Origin of the sequence: Peribacillus sp. NPDC094092, from assembly GCF_050279365.1 — a bacterium.
Lineage (GTDB): Bacteria > Bacillota > Bacilli > Bacillales > DSM-1321 > Peribacillus.
Genome location: NZ_JBNNUC010000003.1, coordinates 442,309 through 458,203, shown reverse-complemented (window position 1 = coordinate 458,203; position 15,895 = coordinate 442,309). Strand labels below are relative to the sequence as shown.

Sequence of the window (15,895 nt, the reverse complement as noted above, 5' to 3'; positions counted from 1 at the left end):
CATACGCTGTCTTGAAGTTACATCTGTATTGTGAGGGAGAGTGTGAAAGTGACAGGAAAAGTGATGAATTATTTTGCTGGAGGCAATACGGCTAAAGGTTTTTATAGTTTATATGATTCTAATTTAAAAGGGCTGGAAAGATTATTCATATTAAAAGGTGGACCTGGTTCTGGTAAATCGACGATTATGAAAAAAGTCGGCCAAGAATGGCTGGATAAAGGCTATGACATCGAGTATTTACATTGTTCGTCCGATAATGATTCCATTGATGGAGTAATCATACCGGCTTTGAAAATCGGGATCGTGGATGGGACCGCGCCGCATGTGATTGAACCGAAGGCACCAGGTGCCATTGAGGAATATGTCAACCTAGGGGCTGCCTGGGATTCCCAGCAGCTGGCTTCTGAAAGAGCCGCCATCATAAAGTTGACGAATGCGAGAAGCAAAAGTTTCGAAAAGGCATATTCCCTATTCGCTGAAGCATTGAAGATACATGATGAATGGGAAGACATTTATAAGGCAAATATTGATTTCGCAAAATTGAATGGGTTGACCAATAAATTGATAGAAGGCTTTTATAGAGATATCGTCCTTAATAAGAAGTCGGATGTTCGTCACCGATTCTTAGGGGCCGCTACACCAACGGGTGCGGTTGATTTCATCCCGAATATTACTGAGGGAATACAAAAACGGTACTTTTTAAAGGGACGCCCAGGTTCCGGTAAATCAACGTTGCTGAAGAAGATTGCAAAGGCTGCAGAGCAAAGAGGCTTTGATGTGGAAATATATCATTGTGGTTTCGATCCGCATAGCTTGGACATGGTAATCGTCCGGGAGGTTGGGATCGCCATATTTGACAGCACCTCCCCGCATGAATATTTCCCGAGTTGTGGAGGGGACGAAATCATTGATATATATAAAACAGCCATCCTGCCAGGAACAGATGAAATATATGCCGAACAGTTAAAGGATGTTTCCACTAGGTACCGGACGAAAATGAATGAAGCGACAGCAAATCTGGCTAAGGCAAAAGAGCTGCATGACGAACTCGAAAAGATTTATGTAAAAGCAATGGATTTTACAGCCATCGATGACATTCAAAAAGACATCCACGAACAGATTACTGAACGGGCCCAAGATGTCGACAGAAAAACGATACTGCATTAAGAAAAAAACTGCACCTATCTTAATTAGGTGCAGTTTTTTTTATGACTGAAGTCACACCAAGAATCTAGACGTGGTGGTAAAACGTGTTTATCCACGATCTTTCGGTTAAAATAGGGATTATATTGAAAAAAGGGGCCGATTGAATTGATAAAGACGATTGCGATTGATATGGACGGAACATTACTAAACAAAATGCAAAAGGTCAGTGAGGAAAATAAACATGCCATCCAGAAGGCGCAAAGCGAGGGTGTGGAAGTGATCATTGCTACTGGAAGATCTTATGTGGAAGCTAGGTTCGCCTTGGATGAAGCAGGCATCGATTGCCCTGTCATCTGTGTAAATGGTGCTGCCCTCTTTACGGAGGACGGAAAGATTGCCGCTTCCAATCCAATGTCTGCTGCCACTGCTAAAATGGTTGCTGGATTCCTCGAAGAACAAGGGGTTTATTTCGAAATATATACGAGTCAGGGGATTTATTCCAAAGACTATGAAAACGCAATATCCGTTTTGGTTGATGTATTCGTTACAGCCAATCCTGACATTGACCCTGAGAACATGCGGAAATATGCAGAGCAACGTTTACAGCTTGGACAGGTAACTTCCATTTCCGATTATTCCGAGCTATTCAGCCGTTCGAATGAGGAATATTATAAAATTCTCAGCTTCTCAAAGGATTCAACTTTATTAAATCAAATTGCTTCTAAATTGGAAGGGCAGGGAGTTACAGTCACTTCATCCGGACGTGAAAATGTGGAAATCATGAGTGAAACAGCTCAAAAAGGTACGGCACTTGAAGCATATGTGAATGGAAAATCCGGCTCAATGCAGGAAACGATGGCTATTGGGGATAATTATAATGATGTATCCATGTTTGAACGGGTAGGTTTGTCTGTCGCAATGGGAAACGCCCCGCTCGAAATTAAAAAAATGTGTGATGAAGTAACAGGCAAGAATGATGAAGCCGGTGTCGCGGAGGCCATTTTAAAGGTACTTAAACAGTCAGCCTATTAAACTCATGAATCGAAGGGGGAAAGGCTTTGAAAAAAACGCTCTTTTTTTACCTTATGGCTACATTGATTTTAACTGGTTGTAACATGAATGATGGCGACAGCAAAAACCAGCCGAATCCTGACAAAGAAGTGACGGGCACTTTAGGGGAAGAGCCGGATGTGCTGATAACGAACCTGCAGGCCCCATGGTCGATCCAGAAGAATGGGGGCACAATGTATGTGTCAGAGCGGGCAGGAACCATCGTTGAATGGGACAAGGATAAGATGACACGGCAAAATGTCAACCTTAAAAAGACATTGTCAGCTAAAGCGGAAGCTGGGTTGCTTGGATTTTTGCTTGCTCCCGATTTCTCTAAGAGCGGGCAAGCTTTAGCCTATTATACTTATGAAGAAGGCGGGGATTCCATCAATCGAATCGTCATCTTAGAAAAAAATGATGATAAATGGCAGGAGATGGAGACCTTAATCGACGGAATACCAAGCGGTGACTACCATCATGGCGGCAGGATCAAGATTGGAACGGATGATAAGCTATACGCAACAACAGGCGATGCAAGAAACGCTGAAACCGCACAGGACCTTGATTCTTTAGGCGGGAAGATTCTGCGCATGAACCTGGATGGCACCATTCCGAAAGATAATCCTTTCGGGAATTCATACGTCTATTCTTACGGTCACCGCAATCCACAAGGTCTGGCCTGGGATGAAGCAGGGCAGTTATATGAAAGTGAGCACGGAGATTCAGCACACGATGAACTAAATAAAGTGGATCCGGGTAAGAACTATGGCTGGCCAGATATAGAGGGCGATGAGCAAAAACCTGATATGATAAAGCCATTGATTCATTCCGGTGAAACTACATGGGCTCCTTCTGGCATGGCCTATTTTGAAGGAAAGCTCTATTTTGCATCCTTAAGAGGCGAAGCGCTTAAGAGTTATGATGTAAAAAGCGGAAAACTGACGAATATCATTACGGGCTCAGGAAGGATCCGTGACGTATTCGTTGATGAAGGATTCCTTTATTTCATAAGCAATAATACGGACGGCCGAGGAAATCCTGATGAAAACGATGATAAACTTTATCGTTTGCCACTATCTAGGTTAAAATGAGAAGCTCGGAGATGTAGTATTTGTGTGATTCAAAATAGTTTTCGAACGAAAAACAAATAACGGAAGCCTCGCTTATTAATAGCGGGGTTTCCTTTTTGTTAATGACCCCGATTTGACCCCTGCTTTCGCCAAACTTACGAGTAAACGCACCAAATTCACGAGTAGTTCTTTCATGAGGAAACGGTGTGCATACGATATTTTCGTTCAGCCGAAAGCTAGACATTTCTTACGAATAGGTGTATAGTTACCTAGGTAACTACTTTTCAGGAGGAATATCTTTGTCCTTTAATAATGGTTTTTTTCATCATAACTTACAATTTACGAGGTCATTTACCAAAAAGTTAAATGAACAATTGGCCAAGGTCGATCTTTTTCATTCCCAATGGTCGATTGTATATTATCTGAGTCAGTTTGGCTGTTCCACGCTTGTTGAAATAAGCACATATCTAGATGTGGAGAAACCGACGGTAACCAGGACGGTAAACCGGTTGGAAGAACTTGATTTGATTGAACAAGTCCCGGGAAAAGATAAGCGGGAACGGAGAATACAGTTAACGGAGTCAGGTTTAAGGACTTATCACGAGGCCAAAAAGGTAGTTGAAGAATTTGAACTTCAATTAATGAGCGGTTTGGCTGAAGAGGATCGGGAGGCAACGTTACGAACGTTGACTTTCCTGAAGGAAAAATTAAAACAATAGTAAGGAAGAAGGATTGAAATGAATCATAAACCGAAATTGTGGACGAAAGACTTCTTGATTGTCTCGTCTGCGAACTTTTTTTTATTTTTAACTTTTTATGTCTTGATGGTGACATTGACCATTTACACGATGGATAACTTTCATGCGTCGCAAGCACAAGCGGGACTTGCTTCAAGTATCTTTGTTCTTGGGGCTGTGCTTGTCAGACCGATTGCAGGGAAAAAAATTGACAAGATCGGCCGCAGAAAGATGTTGCTTGGATCGTTGGTTCTATTCCTGGCCGCATCCATAGGCTATTTCCTTGTGAATGGTTTATCACTTTTATTGATCGACCGGCTTATTCACGGTTTTGCTTTTGGCCTTGCCACCACTGCGACTGGAACGATTGCTGCAGATATCATTCCGAATGAAAGACGCGGGGAAGGTACAGGTTACTTTGCCATGAGTACAAACTTGGCAATGGCATTCGGTCCGTTTATTGGATTGCTGATTACACAGCATTTCAGTTATTCCATCATTTTCTATGCAGCCTCCTTATTTGCCGCATTTTCTTTAGTTGCCTCATTATTCATGAATGTGCCTGAAAGGGAAAAGGGCGGTGCTTCACCACAAAAAGGATTTAAAATCAGTGATTACTTTGAGAAAAGGGCACTGCCCATTTCCATTTTCATCGGATTTGCCGGATTTACCTATTCGAGCATTTTGTCCTATTTAACGTCTTTTGCAAAGGAAATGGATTTAATGGATGCGGCAAGTTTTTTCTTCGTCGTATTTGCTGTATTCCTTTTGGCGTCCCGTCCGTTTACAGGACGTATGTTTGATGTGAAGGGGGAAAATGCCGTTATTTACCCGTCGCTCTTACTATTTGCCGTCGGTATGGTCATCCTTAGCCAATCCCATCACGGTATCACGCTTCTGATTGCCGGCGCCCTTATTGGAGTCGGGTATGGTACGTTCCAATCAAGCTGTCAAGCGATTTCGATTAAGGAAGCCCCATCAAATCGGATGGGATTAGCCACATCCACGTTTTTTACAATGTATGACTTCGGTATTGGTGTCGGCCCGTTCCTATTGGGATTCCTAATTCCATTTACAGGGTTCAAAGGGTTATTCATGGGAATGTCGATCTTTGCATTCATACTTATTGGCATTTATTTCTTGGCGCACGGAAAAAAAGCCTCGGCAAGAACGAAAATGCAGCATGAGAAACGCTTGTCTGCTTAATTTTTTGACTAGGATTGTATAAAATGAAGAATTTTGGGGATGCTTATATTATGATTGATTTTCCAAAGTATCCCCCTTTCTCCGCCTGTAATCGACAGGCGTTTTTTTTATGCCATAAACAAAAAAAACCGCCTATTGGCGGTTTCTTTAAAATCTATAGGTCCATAATCGTTCTTTGCGGATCCAGTCCAGAAAATCTGCATCCTGATTTTCGAACTTCTCTTTCCAATCGATCACCATTGCCTGTGTTTGAGAACGATGGGCAGTGAATGCAGCCACCTTTTTTTCTTCAACGGCAGAGATATCCTGGATGATGTCAGGCTGACCCAATTCGTCAATGCAGTTATTCGAGAAGGCGACACAATGAAGTTTAGGTCTCTCTTTCTCTTCCATTCTTTCCACGGCCCGAACCACAGCCCGTGCTGTCGCTTCATGGTCTGGATGGACACTGTATCCTGGGTAAAACGTAATGATCAATGAAGGGTTCAATTCATTGATGGCATCGGTAAATAATGAAGTCAGTTTTTCATCATCTTCGAATTCAATCGTTTTATCACGCAATCCAAGCATGCGTAAGTCTTGGATGCCAATCGCATTTGCTGCATCGATCAATTCCTTTTTGCGAATTTTAGGGAGCGATTCCCTTGTCGCAAATGGAGGGTTTCCTAAATTACGTCCCATTTCTCCTAAAGTTAAGCATAAATAGGTGACAGGAGTGCCCGCTTCTCTATGAAGGGCAAGCGTTCCGGAGACCGAGAAGGCTTCATCATCGGGATGTGGGAATATAACTAATACATGGCGTTCTTTTTCCAAGGTATATTTCTCCTTCCGTTCTACTTACAGTGAGTATGGTTATCGGTGAATGGGAGTTTTCATCGGAATTATATGATATATATCAAGCTAAGTTGTCATCATTCAAAGGGGGTGGGACTGAGCTGCATGGAGACAGCAAGCTTTCCGGAAAAATCAAGGCCTGCCAATAGCAATCTCCCCTGTTCATCCAATTCGAAGTGGTTAACGCCTTCTGCATATACCCAGCCAATATTGAGCTTCAAGCCGATGCGGTAGGGTCCATCCCCAACTATCTTCCCATGTTCATACTGTATAAAAGCATTACGAATATAAGCACCTGCCGAAAAGAAAGCTTCATCTACATGAGTGGCATAGGCGCCATTTGTCGTTTCAAGGTGAAGATATACATCTTGTCCGGCGAAAGAATCAATGGCATTTTGCACCTCTGTACGGTCTATAGGTTTCATTCTATAATTTCCTCCTTAACTGGGCGGCTAGATAAGCTTTTCCTTCTTTCTATTTTACTAAATAAAAGCAAAAAAAGCGAAAAAGGCCGCTCGATGAATTTGAGCAGCCATTAAACTTGATGTTTTATTTTTGTGTTTTTTCCGCAATTCCATATTTGTGATATGCACCATGATTGACAGGTCCAACATATTCATTCATTTTCCAAGAATGGCGAACCGCCTCGGTAATGAAGTCTTTAGCAATGAGGATAGCCTCACGCGGGCTTTTCCCTTCAGCCAATTGAGCTGCAATAGCTGCAGAAGAAGAACAGCCGGCACCATGTGTATTGGTCGTTTCGATTTTTTCTGATTCAAGGATTTCAAATTCTTTTCCATCATATAAAAGGTCGATGGCTTTATCAAGATCCAGCTTATTACCGCCTTTGATCAAGACATATTTTGCACCAAGTGCATGAATCTTTTCAGCTGCGGCCCTCATGTCATCAATCGTCTTGATTGGCGCAGTTCCCGCTAACTGAGCGGCCTCGAAAAGGTTTGGCGTGACTACAGTTGCACGTGGAACAAGCAGATCACGCAGAGCGACAGCCGTTTCAGGGTGCAACACTTCATCTTCACCTTTACATACCATAACTGGATCGATTACGACTTTGTCCAGCTTCAACTCATCTATTTTACGGGCAACAAGTTCAATGATTTCCACTGATCCAAGCATTCCCGTTTTCATTGCGTCAATGCCGATTGATAAAATCGTTTCGATTTGGGCTTCCAAAACTTCGACTGGTGTAGGGAATACATTATGGGACCAGCCATTCTTTGGATCCATCGTCACGATTGTCGTTAAAGCGGACATACCGTAAACGCCGAATTCTTGGAATGTCTTTAAATCTGCTTGAAGTCCAGCGCCGCCGCTCGAATCAGATCCGGCAACTGTCATAGCTCTTTTCATAGTCATTATGTGACCTCCTCAGGAGAATTAGTTATCGATATTATCAGCATACCAGTTAATATCCTATTTTTAGAATATACCAAAATTTCTTTTATGTAAAACTTAGTTTTCACCATAATATGAGTGTCTTGGAGAAAGAAGTGCAATGGCCTCGCATAAGTCATTTTTCGGACCTGGTATCCAGGAAATCGGATGGACGGTCAGCCTGCTTTTTTTAGCTTTGGACCTTACTTTCCATCCTTTGAAATACAAAGCAAAGTTTGAGAAGGTGTCATTATTTTCAAAGTTGATTTAAAATATTTAAATATAGCGGACACTTTTAGTATAGCTTTACCGTTCGGTGCTGGAATAAACCCAAAAAAGGGAGGGAGATTCTTATGGAATGGACAATGTTGCTTTTAGCTGGTGGGAAATCAAGCCGTATGGGAGTGAATAAGGCCCTGTTGACCATAGGTGGCGTTGTGAACATTTCAAGAGTGGCATCCGAATTGAAAAAGGTGTCAGAAAACATCATGGTCATTACGAATGCATTTGAAGAATATCATTTTCTGCAACTTCCGCTGATTCCAGATTCACATAAAGGTCAAGGCCCGCTTGGCGGATTGCATGCAGGGTTGGCCTCGTCGGAAACGGAGCTTCAGTTTCTTGCAGCCTGTGATATGCCGTTTGTGAGTGCAGATGCCATAAAGGATATCATTTCTCATTATGAACCTGAATTCGATGCTGTCGTTCCAGAAATAAATGGCAGGCTCCAGCCGCTTTTTGCTGTTTACCATAAAAGGTGTCTTCCTGTACTGACGGAGTGTTTAATGAAACATGAATTAAAAATGCGTTTATTTTTGGAAAAGATTTCGGTGAAGGTCATGAAAGAAACCGACTTTACGTTATATCGAGAGAATCCTGAACATTTTCAATACCTTTTTTTCAATATGAATACGATGGAAGATTATCAAGAGGCGGGTTATATTGATCAAACTGAATTATATATAAAGGATGGTAGACATGAATTATAATATTTCAAAAGAGCCGATTGTCATCCAGGAAGTGATTGATAAAGTAGTCAAGCGGAATGCAGGTGCCGTCACGACCTTTATTGGTACTGTGAGGGAAATGACGAAAGAAAAAAAGACTCTCTTCTTAATTTACGAAGCGTATGAACCGATGGCCATCAAGAAATTGGAGCAAATCGGTTCTGAGATCAAGGAACGTTGGCCTGATGCAGAAACGGCGATCACCCATCGTGTAGGCAAACTTGAAATCACGGATATCGCAGTGGTCATTGCCGTTAGTACGCCACATCGAAATGATGCATATGAGGCGAACAGATATGCGATTGAAAGAATAAAAGAAATCGTCCCGATCTGGAAAAAAGAACACTGGGAAGATGGGGAGACATGGGTAGGAAACCAGTTGGAAACCGTTCCATATCCATCGGGGAAACCGGAAAAGGGGGATATTGATGATTAATGTACTTTTATTTGCCCAATTGAAAGATGAGCTGGGCAAAGAGACTCTTTCTGTGGAAGGAAATGGGATGAGTGTGGCGGAGCTAAAAGGTAAAATGAAAGTGGATTTTCAATTGGAAGGTCTAGAAACCGTGATGACGGCGGTCAATGAAGAATTTGCCGATGATGACACGATTCTATCTGATGGAGATACAGTTGCTTTCATTCCACCAGTAAGTGGGGGCTAAAGTGCTTGGAAGGGAGGGTTCACGGTGAAAGAGCGATATTCAAGGCAGACTTTATTCGCCCCCATTGGCGAAGGGGGCCAATTGAAAATTATGAAGAAGCATGTCTTGCTTCTTGGTGCAGGGGCTTTGGGATCTGCTAATGCCGAGGCCCTTACTCGTGCAGGAGTGGGGAAGCTTACCATTGTCGACAGGGATTATGTCGAGACCAGTAATTTACAGCGCCAACAAATGTATACAGAACGGGATGTCGAGGAGAAGCTGCCAAAAGCAGAAGCGGCAAAGCGTCATTTATTTGATATCAACCATGAAGTGGAAGTGAATGCCATCATCATGGACGCGACTGCCCAGAACCTCGAACAGCTTCTTGGTGATGTTGATTTGATATTGGATGCAACCGACAATTTCGAGACACGGATGATCATTAATGATTTATCTCAAAAGCTTCATATACCGTGGATTTATGGGGCATGTGTGGGGAGTGTTGGCATGACTTTGACGATCCTTCCCGGACAGACTCCATGTTTGCACTGTTTGCTCAAAGCAATCCCCATTCAAGGAATGACCTGTGACACAGGGGGAATCATATCACCAGCTGTAACGATGGTAGTGGCACACCAAACTGCCGAAGCTTTGAAAATCCTTGTTGAAGATTGGGAATCGGTACGGCCTGCACTTGTTTCTTTTGATTTGTGGAGAAATCAATACCAAACCGTTAAATTGACGAAAGCGAAAAAGAAGGATTGTCTCTCGTGCGGAGAGCAGAGGACATACCCTTTTTTAACACTGGAAAATGCAACGAAAACGGCTGTTCTTTGCGGAAGGGATACTGTACAGGTAAGACCGCCAAATCCTTTGGAACTGCAACTCGAGAAACTAGCCAAAGATCTGGACGGCAGCGGCTATTTGGTGAAATTCAATCCATTTCTTCTCTCTTGTGAAAAAGCTGGGGAGCGTATCGTCATTTTCAAGGATGGCAGGGCGCTGATTCACGGTACGAAGGACATGGTCCATGCAAAGGCCGCGTACCAAAGAATCCTGGGATAATGAATATAAAAAAACGAGGCTGCCGGTTAAGGAGCCTCGCTTTTTTATGAACCCATATAGGGTAATGGTTATCAGGAATTAGTGTGTAACCTCGTCCTTATTATCTTGTTTGGAAGCAACGATGACTACTTTTCCTTCGTCAAGCACTTCCTCGTAACGTTCTGCCTCCATATCACTAAGGCCAAGGTTGCTCATTCGGTTACGAAGTTCATCTCCGCGAGATTTAAAGATATTTCCGACGCTGTCAAGGAAACCTTGTTCCTTCATGCCTACACTTTCTGTATTTGTATTCTCGGTAAGGTGTTTTGAACGGGTTTTATCATGGGCAAACAAATATACATCGTCTTTCGTATAACCTGTAGTAACTAATTCATCGATTTTTTCCTTTGCTTGTAGACCGTTTTCTACTACATGTACTTGATACATATAAACTCCTCCTTGAATTTAGTTGGATTCTCTTGAATGCAGGTAAATGGAATCTTGCTTATTACAGTTGCTGGTTGGCTATAGTAATATATAACCTCATTTGGGCACTGATAAACATTTATATAGAAGAAAGTTTTAGTAAGTGGTGAAGCGGAATACCTTCTGAATGCGGTAGGTCAAGTATTTAAAGACAGGCAGTTTCTTCTGGTATTCACTGTAATCCACCGTGTATGTTCCATTTTGATTTGTCCAGAGTCTTTGAAAATAGCCATCGACGTCCTTGGAAACGTCCGCATCATTTGGAGCATGGATTTCAACATTCGCTTCAAGATTATAGTCATCCAGATTGCGTGACGTATAATTAGCCGATCCTCCAAGGATCACCGTTTCATCAGCCCTTTGAATCATCATCAACTTTGTATGGAACTGTTCTTTATCTGTTTTGTACCAGCGGATCGAGATATTTTCATCCCCCAGTTTTTCGAATTCGGCGGCAACCGGTAGATTGGGAAGCCCGATTTTTTCACTTCCGAAAGCGTTTTGATTCGGATCCAATATCATTTGAATCTTCACACCCCGTTTCGCTGCATCCGTCAATGCCTCGACAACCTCGCGATCGGCAATGTAGAACATGGCAAGATGGATGATGTCACCATTTTTGGCATCCTTAATTGCCCTAAGGACATGTTTATTGATTTTTCCTTCCGTTAGCAGCTGTACCGATATCGGTCCTTTATCCGCTGATGTCCCTTTAAACTCAGGAAATGACTTCGGTCCTCCCGAGAATTTCGAAGCAGCTTCTTCGGCTTTAACAAAATCTCCTATAATATTCCCATCCATTTGGAATGCAATATTGGAATGGAATCCACTTGCATCATGAGGATTGGCAGATGAGATGATGGCCGTTTTTTCAGTAGCGACCACTTTTCTGTGATTGGCTTTGATGTTCATCAGTCTAAGATAAGAACGCAAGGTGACTTTTGGTGCGCTTTTAGCCATTGGATTCACAATCCAGCCTTTCCCGCTTTCACCGAACCATTGGAAAAAGGTCCGATATACACCTGAATAGAGAGGATTCGGGTCCCGGAGGCGGTCTAAGTTGGTAACGATGACATCGATGCCATTTTTCTTCATCGTTTCCAATGCCTCTAACTGGTAGGCATTATAGGAAGTATTCACTTCATCCGTAATGAAAATAACCTGGAGGCCAGGTTTCTTTTTCTTCTGTTCAACCAGATTATCCTTCAGAGTCTCGGTTAGCTTCGGGAAGTTTATCTTTTCATCATAAAAAGCATTAAACAAAAACATGTCGATCACGATATAAGAATCAGCCTCTTTTATGGCTTTGTTTATGGTTCGGAAAATACGCTGCTCATGTTGCAGACCCCCTTGTTCATCGTGATAGGAAAGGTCATAGATGAAATCGATATCCTCGACATGGTGAACCTTTCCTTCATAGGAAATACCATCGGGGAGAGGCTTGTAGCTGTTATAGGCGATTACGAGTGCAATGACGATCAAAATGCTGACAAGCAGATAAAATCGTTTTCTTTTGTACCATTTTTTCATAGGAAATCCTCCAACATGGTTAAATTGCTTGCTAACTTTCTGTTTTCCCACTTTTGGGGTATATAGAAACATAAATCGTAATCTATGGAAAAATGCAGGGAGATGAAGTTTGATATAATATAGTTTCATAAAAGTGGAGAGGGGCTGTGGCAGATGGCAAAGCAGTTATTAACAAATGATTGGTGGCCTCTATTGAAAGAGGAGTTCAAAAAGGAATATTACCAGAAGCTAAGGGAATTCATAAAGCAAGAGTACAGTCAGCAAGTCGTTCATCCCGATCAGGACGATATTTTCAATGCACTTCACTATACTCCTTATGGAGACGTAAAGGTTGTCATCCTTGGACAGGACCCTTACCATGGCCCTGGTCAAGCGCACGGCCTTAGTTTTTCAGTTAAGCCGGAGGTTCGCATCCCACCTTCTTTAAGAAATATTTTTAAAGAGCTGCACACAGATCTAGGCTATGAGGTTCCGAATAATGGTTACCTAGTCGAATGGGCAAAACAGGGAGTTCTCCTATTGAATACCGTCTTGACTGTTCGTGATGGAGAGGCCCACTCACACCGAGGAAAAGGATGGGAAATCTTTACGAATCAAGTGATTCGCCTATTGAATGACCGTCCAAAGCCGATTGTATTCATCCTGTGGGGGAAACCTGCACAAACCAAAATCCCTTTAATTGATGAAACCCGTCATAAAATCATTAAGTCCGTACACCCGAGTCCGCTGTCTGCTTCCCGTGGTTTCTTTGGCACCAAACCTTTTTCCACAACAAATCAATTGCTGATGGAAATGGGGGAATCCCCAATTGATTGGAAAATCCCCAACCGATGAAATGGGCAAGAAAACGAAACGGGCGAATTGTATGGCGTGCCGCCATTTCTATATAACTTGGGATCCCAGTTTTCCAAAGGGCTGCGGTGCTTTTCAATTTAAAACATCAAACCAGCCTTCTCTTGATGTCTTTCATTCTTCAGGACAGCCATGCTTGAAATTTCATGCCAAGCCAATTAAGAGGTAGGAAATATGCAAGGTGTTTTCTTCTCCGATTTTTGCTATGCTAGTTATGATAGTTTTGACCTGATATAGACGAGGTGGTAAAGTTGGATATTTCATCAAGACAAATGTTGGATAAAATCGAAGAGCTTGTTTTAAAAGCGAAACAAGCAAATTCAGAGGATAAGGTGCAGGGGTATGTAATCGCCATCAAGTCCCTTTGTGAAGTAATGGTGGATGAAAAAGCAGCGAACATCAGCATACCGAAGCCAATCACATTGACCCAGCCCGTTATGTCGGCTACACCGAATGTAGAACCGGTTAAAATGGATGAGGCCAATGGAGAGTCCTTGTTCGATTTTTAAATAAGGGAAGGGGAGTGAAATAATTGAAACTGTTCATCATTTTAGGTGCATTGAATGGGTTTATTGCTGTGGCACTAGGTGCATTCGGTGCACACGGACTGGAAGGGAAAATTCCTGATAAATATTTAGAAACCTGGCAAACCGCTGTTCAATATCAAATGTTCCATGCGGTGGGTTTATTGGTAATCGGTTTATTGGCTGGGAAGGTTTCAAGTCCGCTGATCAACTGGTCCGGCTGGCTCATGCTAATAGGAATTATCCTGTTTTCCGGAAGCCTATTCGTTCTAAGCGTTACGCAAATCAAAATCCTTGGTGCCATCACACCGCTTGGCGGGGTTTCATTCCTGGTTGCTTGGGTCTTGATGATCATTGCTGCATATAAATACTTGTAATGGAAAAAGTCATTCCAATATAAGAAGAGCCTCAGAATCAAATAGATTCTGAGGCTCTTCTTTATTGGATTTTAATCACCTTGGCGAATAGGTGGCAAGCCCAGCGCCTCCAAATGGATATTCATATTCGATTTCTTCATCAAACGTTATATAATCTAAGTATACCATCGGGATTAAGTACCGTTTTCCCGTTTGAGGGTCGCTTATGATTAAGTGATCGCGTCCTGCAGCCTCAATGATTCCTTTGAAGATTTTGGCATTCCATTCCTTGTTGTTTTCAAACGTTGTATAAACCGTGGCCAATTTCCCTTTATTCAAACGCAAGATGTTCTCGATGTATGATTGTTCGACCGGAAGCATGCCAGGTATCTGTGGTCCGGAAGGGGGTTGACCCATCGTCATCGGCATTTGTTGTGGCGTGCCTGCCATGGTGGGCTGTTGTGGCTGGAATGATGGCTGGAATCCTTGCTGCGGGTAACCTTGCTGCAAGTTAGGATTCTGCTGCCTTAGTTCAGGCTCATTATTCTCATAGGGATAATAGGGGCTTCCCCCGTAAGGGTAGTTACCATAAGGATTATTTTGTGACATTGCATTCCCTCCTAAATTCAAGGTTTAGTTGATGCAGTGGAATTTGGACAATCCAAGAGTGTGGACTGGGAGAAACTGTGCGATTTATAGCGACCGGTAGTATTGTATAGGTTTTCTGGACAATCCCCGGGTGGCCTAAAAAACCACAATGAAAGTTAAGCGATACATAACGGCTGCCGTTCATGATATAAGCCATATCGTCTTGCCGGCCAATGAATAGAAGTAACGTTCCTTCACCTCGCTAGAGTCAGGAATTGCCTTGATCAATTTTCCTGAAGCTGAATGGGACTGTGAAAAAATAAATTCATCACTATTGAAAATGTATGGGCTATGGAATGGATTTATTCCACAGCAGGGGAAAATAAAAAGGAGGGGACGTAAAAAAAGCTTCCGGAAACCGGAAGCCCATCGTCTTATACGTATAGGAATGAAGATACGTTTTCTTCCGGCAGGATATTGCCTACAAAGAAAGAACCAAATGCAGCGTAACGTGCACTCACTTCATCAAAACGCATTTCATAGATTAATTTTTTAAATTGAAGGACATCATCTGCGAATAGTGTAACGCCCCATTCATAATCGTCAAAACCGACGGAACCCGAAATGATTTGTTTTACTTTACCGGCATAACTGCGGCCAATCAAGCCGTGGGAACGCATTAAGCCTTTGCGTTCTTCCATGGAAAGCATATACCAGTTATCATCGCCATCACGACGCTTGTCCATTGGATAGAAACACACATGTTTCGCTTTTGGAAGTATCGGATAAAGTCTTGAACGGACATGAGGGTTCTGGTAAGGGTCCTCACCGTCTCCTCCAGCCAAGTAATTGCTTAATTCCACTACGGAAACATATGAATAAGCGGGAACCGTATATTCGGCAAGCTTCGTTTTGTTGAATTCGTTTTCAATTGCATTCAATTCTTCCATGGTTGGGCGGGCAAACATAAGCATGAAGTCCGCTTTCTGGCCAACGATGGAATATAGGGCATGGCTGCCTTCATTGTCGCTTTGTGTCATATTCCATTTATCCAGTAAACCTTGGAATTCTGAGATGGCCAATTGGCGTTCGTCACTTGATAACGTTTTCCAAGAAGCCCAGTCGATCAGACGGAAATCATGTAAACAATACCAGCCGTCCAGTGTTTGTGCTGCTTCACTCATTACGATCACTCCTATGTCTTATTATAACTTTAATATAACATAGTTTCAGTATAAGGAAATTTATATCAACCCGCAAACACCATCACTGTTTTTCGGTGTTCAAACAATTTTCAAATTTGCGGATTGGCAGAGGACCAAAGTGGCTGGAAATTACCTGGCTGCTAGAGTATTCTTAGAGGAAGACGACTATGGATTTTCACCGGATGGTTAAATATAGAAGGAAACAGGGAAAACGTATCTAAAAA

At 42.5% G+C, this 15,895-nt stretch carries 19 protein-coding genes; 12 read left to right on the top strand and 7 right to left on the bottom strand.

Annotated elements, in window-relative coordinates:
* Window positions 1-48 precede the first annotated feature (48 nt).
* The 5 genes from ACQKNS_RS17865 (at window position 49) to ACQKNS_RS17845 (ending at window position 5,209) form a co-directional block, all read left to right on the top strand.
* Window positions 49-1,167: a PRK06851 family protein gene (locus tag ACQKNS_RS17865; protein ID WP_427644639.1), complete on the top strand. Its 1,119-nt coding sequence runs from the start codon at window positions 49-51 to the stop codon at window positions 1,165-1,167.
* Window positions 1,168-1,311: 144 nt separating this feature from the next.
* Window positions 1,312-2,178: a Cof-type HAD-IIB family hydrolase gene (locus ACQKNS_RS17860; protein ID WP_427644638.1), complete on the top strand. Its 867-nt coding sequence runs from the start codon at window positions 1,312-1,314 to the stop codon at window positions 2,176-2,178.
* A 26-nt stretch (window positions 2,179-2,204) separates the two neighbouring features.
* Complete coding sequence (locus tag ACQKNS_RS17855; RefSeq protein WP_427644637.1) at window positions 2,205-3,287, top strand: PQQ-dependent sugar dehydrogenase; 1,083 nt, start codon at window positions 2,205-2,207, stop codon at window positions 3,285-3,287.
* 278 nt (window positions 3,288-3,565) lie between these two features.
* Window positions 3,566-3,985, top strand: a complete 420-nt coding sequence (locus ACQKNS_RS17850; RefSeq protein ID WP_427644636.1) for a MarR family winged helix-turn-helix transcriptional regulator — start codon at window positions 3,566-3,568, stop codon at window positions 3,983-3,985.
* An 18-nt stretch (window positions 3,986-4,003) separates the two neighbouring features.
* A complete protein-coding gene (locus ACQKNS_RS17845; protein ID WP_427644635.1) occupies window positions 4,004-5,209 on the top strand; it encodes an MFS transporter in 1,206 nt (401 codons plus the stop codon).
* A 147-nt stretch (window positions 5,210-5,356) separates the two neighbouring features.
* Here ACQKNS_RS17845 and bshB2 read toward each other — a convergent pair whose 3' ends face one another.
* The 3 genes from bshB2 to pdxK all read right to left on the bottom strand — a co-directional run bounded on the left by bshB2 (window position 5,357) and on the right by pdxK (window position 7,420).
* Window positions 5,357-6,022, bottom strand: coding sequence for a bacillithiol biosynthesis deacetylase BshB2 (bshB2, locus tag ACQKNS_RS17840; RefSeq protein ID WP_427644634.1), 666 nt, complete (start codon window positions 6,020-6,022; stop codon window positions 5,357-5,359).
* A 98-nt stretch (window positions 6,023-6,120) separates the two neighbouring features.
* The gene (locus tag ACQKNS_RS17835) at window positions 6,121-6,468 is read right to left on the bottom strand and encodes a YojF family protein (RefSeq protein WP_076368396.1); all 348 of its coding nucleotides are present in this window, start codon (window positions 6,466-6,468) and stop codon (window positions 6,121-6,123) included.
* A 124-nt stretch (window positions 6,469-6,592) separates the two neighbouring features.
* Entirely contained in the window at window positions 6,593-7,420 is an 828-nt protein-coding gene (pdxK, locus tag ACQKNS_RS17830; RefSeq protein WP_427644633.1) for a pyridoxine/pyridoxal/pyridoxamine kinase, read from the bottom strand.
* A 371-nt stretch (window positions 7,421-7,791) separates the two neighbouring features.
* Here pdxK and mobA point away from each other — a divergent pair, with 371 nt between their 5' ends.
* The 4 genes from mobA to ACQKNS_RS17810 are packed head-to-tail and all read left to right on the top strand — an operon-like array spanning window position 7,792 to window position 10,151.
* Window positions 7,792-8,427: a molybdenum cofactor guanylyltransferase gene (gene mobA / locus ACQKNS_RS17825; protein ID WP_427644632.1), complete on the top strand. Its 636-nt coding sequence runs from the start codon at window positions 7,792-7,794 to the stop codon at window positions 8,425-8,427.
* Window positions 8,417-8,881 (top strand): molybdenum cofactor biosynthesis protein MoaE, encoded by a 465-nt coding sequence (locus ACQKNS_RS17820; protein WP_427644631.1) that lies wholly within the window; start codon window positions 8,417-8,419, stop codon window positions 8,879-8,881. Before mobA ends, ACQKNS_RS17820 begins: the two co-directional genes overlap by 11 nt.
* Window positions 8,874-9,107, top strand: coding sequence for a molybdopterin converting factor subunit 1 (gene moaD / locus ACQKNS_RS17815; protein WP_427644630.1), 234 nt, complete (start codon window positions 8,874-8,876; stop codon window positions 9,105-9,107). The genes ACQKNS_RS17820 and moaD overlap by 8 nt, the downstream gene beginning before the upstream one ends.
* A 24-nt stretch (window positions 9,108-9,131) precedes the next feature.
* Entirely contained in the window at window positions 9,132-10,151 is a 1,020-nt protein-coding gene (locus ACQKNS_RS17810; protein ID WP_427644629.1) for a MoeB/ThiF family adenylyltransferase, read from the top strand.
* 78 nt (window positions 10,152-10,229) lie between these two features.
* On the opposite strand, the gene ACQKNS_RS17805 is transcribed toward ACQKNS_RS17810, so the two are convergent.
* Complete coding sequence (locus ACQKNS_RS17805) at window positions 10,230-10,577, bottom strand: general stress protein (RefSeq protein ID WP_427644628.1); 348 nt, start codon at window positions 10,575-10,577, stop codon at window positions 10,230-10,232.
* 135 nt (window positions 10,578-10,712) lie between these two features.
* A complete protein-coding gene (locus tag ACQKNS_RS17800; protein WP_427644627.1) occupies window positions 10,713-12,146 on the bottom strand; it encodes a phospholipase D family protein in 1,434 nt (477 codons plus the stop codon).
* Between the two features lie 153 nt (window positions 12,147-12,299).
* On the opposite strand from ACQKNS_RS17800, the gene ACQKNS_RS17795 reads away from it, so the two are divergent.
* The 3 genes from ACQKNS_RS17795 (at window position 12,300) to ACQKNS_RS17785 (ending at window position 13,899) form a co-directional block, all read left to right on the top strand.
* Window positions 12,300-12,980, top strand: coding sequence for a uracil-DNA glycosylase (locus tag ACQKNS_RS17795; protein WP_427644626.1), 681 nt, complete (start codon window positions 12,300-12,302; stop codon window positions 12,978-12,980).
* A gap of 269 nt (window positions 12,981-13,249) precedes the next feature.
* Window positions 13,250-13,507: a YwdI family protein gene (locus tag ACQKNS_RS17790; RefSeq protein WP_069981729.1), complete on the top strand. Its 258-nt coding sequence runs from the start codon at window positions 13,250-13,252 to the stop codon at window positions 13,505-13,507.
* A gap of 23 nt (window positions 13,508-13,530) precedes the next feature.
* Window positions 13,531-13,899: a DUF423 domain-containing protein gene (locus ACQKNS_RS17785; protein ID WP_427644625.1), complete on the top strand. Its 369-nt coding sequence runs from the start codon at window positions 13,531-13,533 to the stop codon at window positions 13,897-13,899.
* 75 nt (window positions 13,900-13,974) lie between these two features.
* Here the strand turns inward: ACQKNS_RS17785 and gerQ are convergent, their stop codons facing one another.
* Window positions 13,975-14,487 (bottom strand): spore coat protein GerQ, encoded by a 513-nt coding sequence (gene gerQ / locus ACQKNS_RS17780; RefSeq protein ID WP_427644624.1) that lies wholly within the window; start codon window positions 14,485-14,487, stop codon window positions 13,975-13,977.
* A 413-nt stretch (window positions 14,488-14,900) separates the two neighbouring features.
* Window positions 14,901-15,650, bottom strand: a complete 750-nt coding sequence (hemQ, locus tag ACQKNS_RS17775; RefSeq protein ID WP_076368388.1) for a hydrogen peroxide-dependent heme synthase — start codon at window positions 15,648-15,650, stop codon at window positions 14,901-14,903.
* Between the last annotated feature and the right edge of the window lie 245 nt (window positions 15,651-15,895).

Excerpts from the sequence above, each read along its gene's own strand:
- ACQKNS_RS17845 (WP_427644635.1), top strand. The coding sequence starts at position 4,004 with ATGAATCATAAACCGAAATTGTGGACGAAAGACTTCTTGATTGTCTCG.
- ACQKNS_RS17835 (WP_076368396.1), bottom strand. The coding sequence starts at position 6,468 with ATGAAACCTATAGACCGTACAGAGGTGCAAAATGCCATTGATTCTTTC.
- pdxK (WP_427644633.1), bottom strand. The coding sequence starts at position 7,420 with ATGACTATGAAAAGAGCTATGACAGTTGCCGGATCTGATTCGAGCGGC.
- mobA (WP_427644632.1), top strand. The coding sequence starts at position 7,792 with ATGGAATGGACAATGTTGCTTTTAGCTGGTGGGAAATCAAGCCGTATG.
- ACQKNS_RS17820 (WP_427644631.1), top strand. The coding sequence starts at position 8,417 with ATGAATTATAATATTTCAAAAGAGCCGATTGTCATCCAGGAAGTGATT.
- moaD (WP_427644630.1), top strand. The coding sequence starts at position 8,874 with ATGATTAATGTACTTTTATTTGCCCAATTGAAAGATGAGCTGGGCAAA.
- ACQKNS_RS17805 (WP_427644628.1), bottom strand. The coding sequence starts at position 10,577 with ATGTATCAAGTACATGTAGTAGAAAACGGTCTACAAGCAAAGGAAAAA.
- ACQKNS_RS17800 (WP_427644627.1), bottom strand. The coding sequence starts at position 12,146 with ATGAAAAAATGGTACAAAAGAAAACGATTTTATCTGCTTGTCAGCATT.
- ACQKNS_RS17795 (WP_427644626.1), top strand. The coding sequence starts at position 12,300 with ATGGCAAAGCAGTTATTAACAAATGATTGGTGGCCTCTATTGAAAGAG.
- gerQ (WP_427644624.1), bottom strand. The coding sequence starts at position 14,487 with ATGTCACAAAATAATCCTTATGGTAACTACCCTTACGGGGGAAGCCCC.
- hemQ (WP_076368388.1), bottom strand. The coding sequence starts at position 15,650 with ATGAGTGAAGCAGCACAAACACTGGACGGCTGGTATTGTTTACATGAT.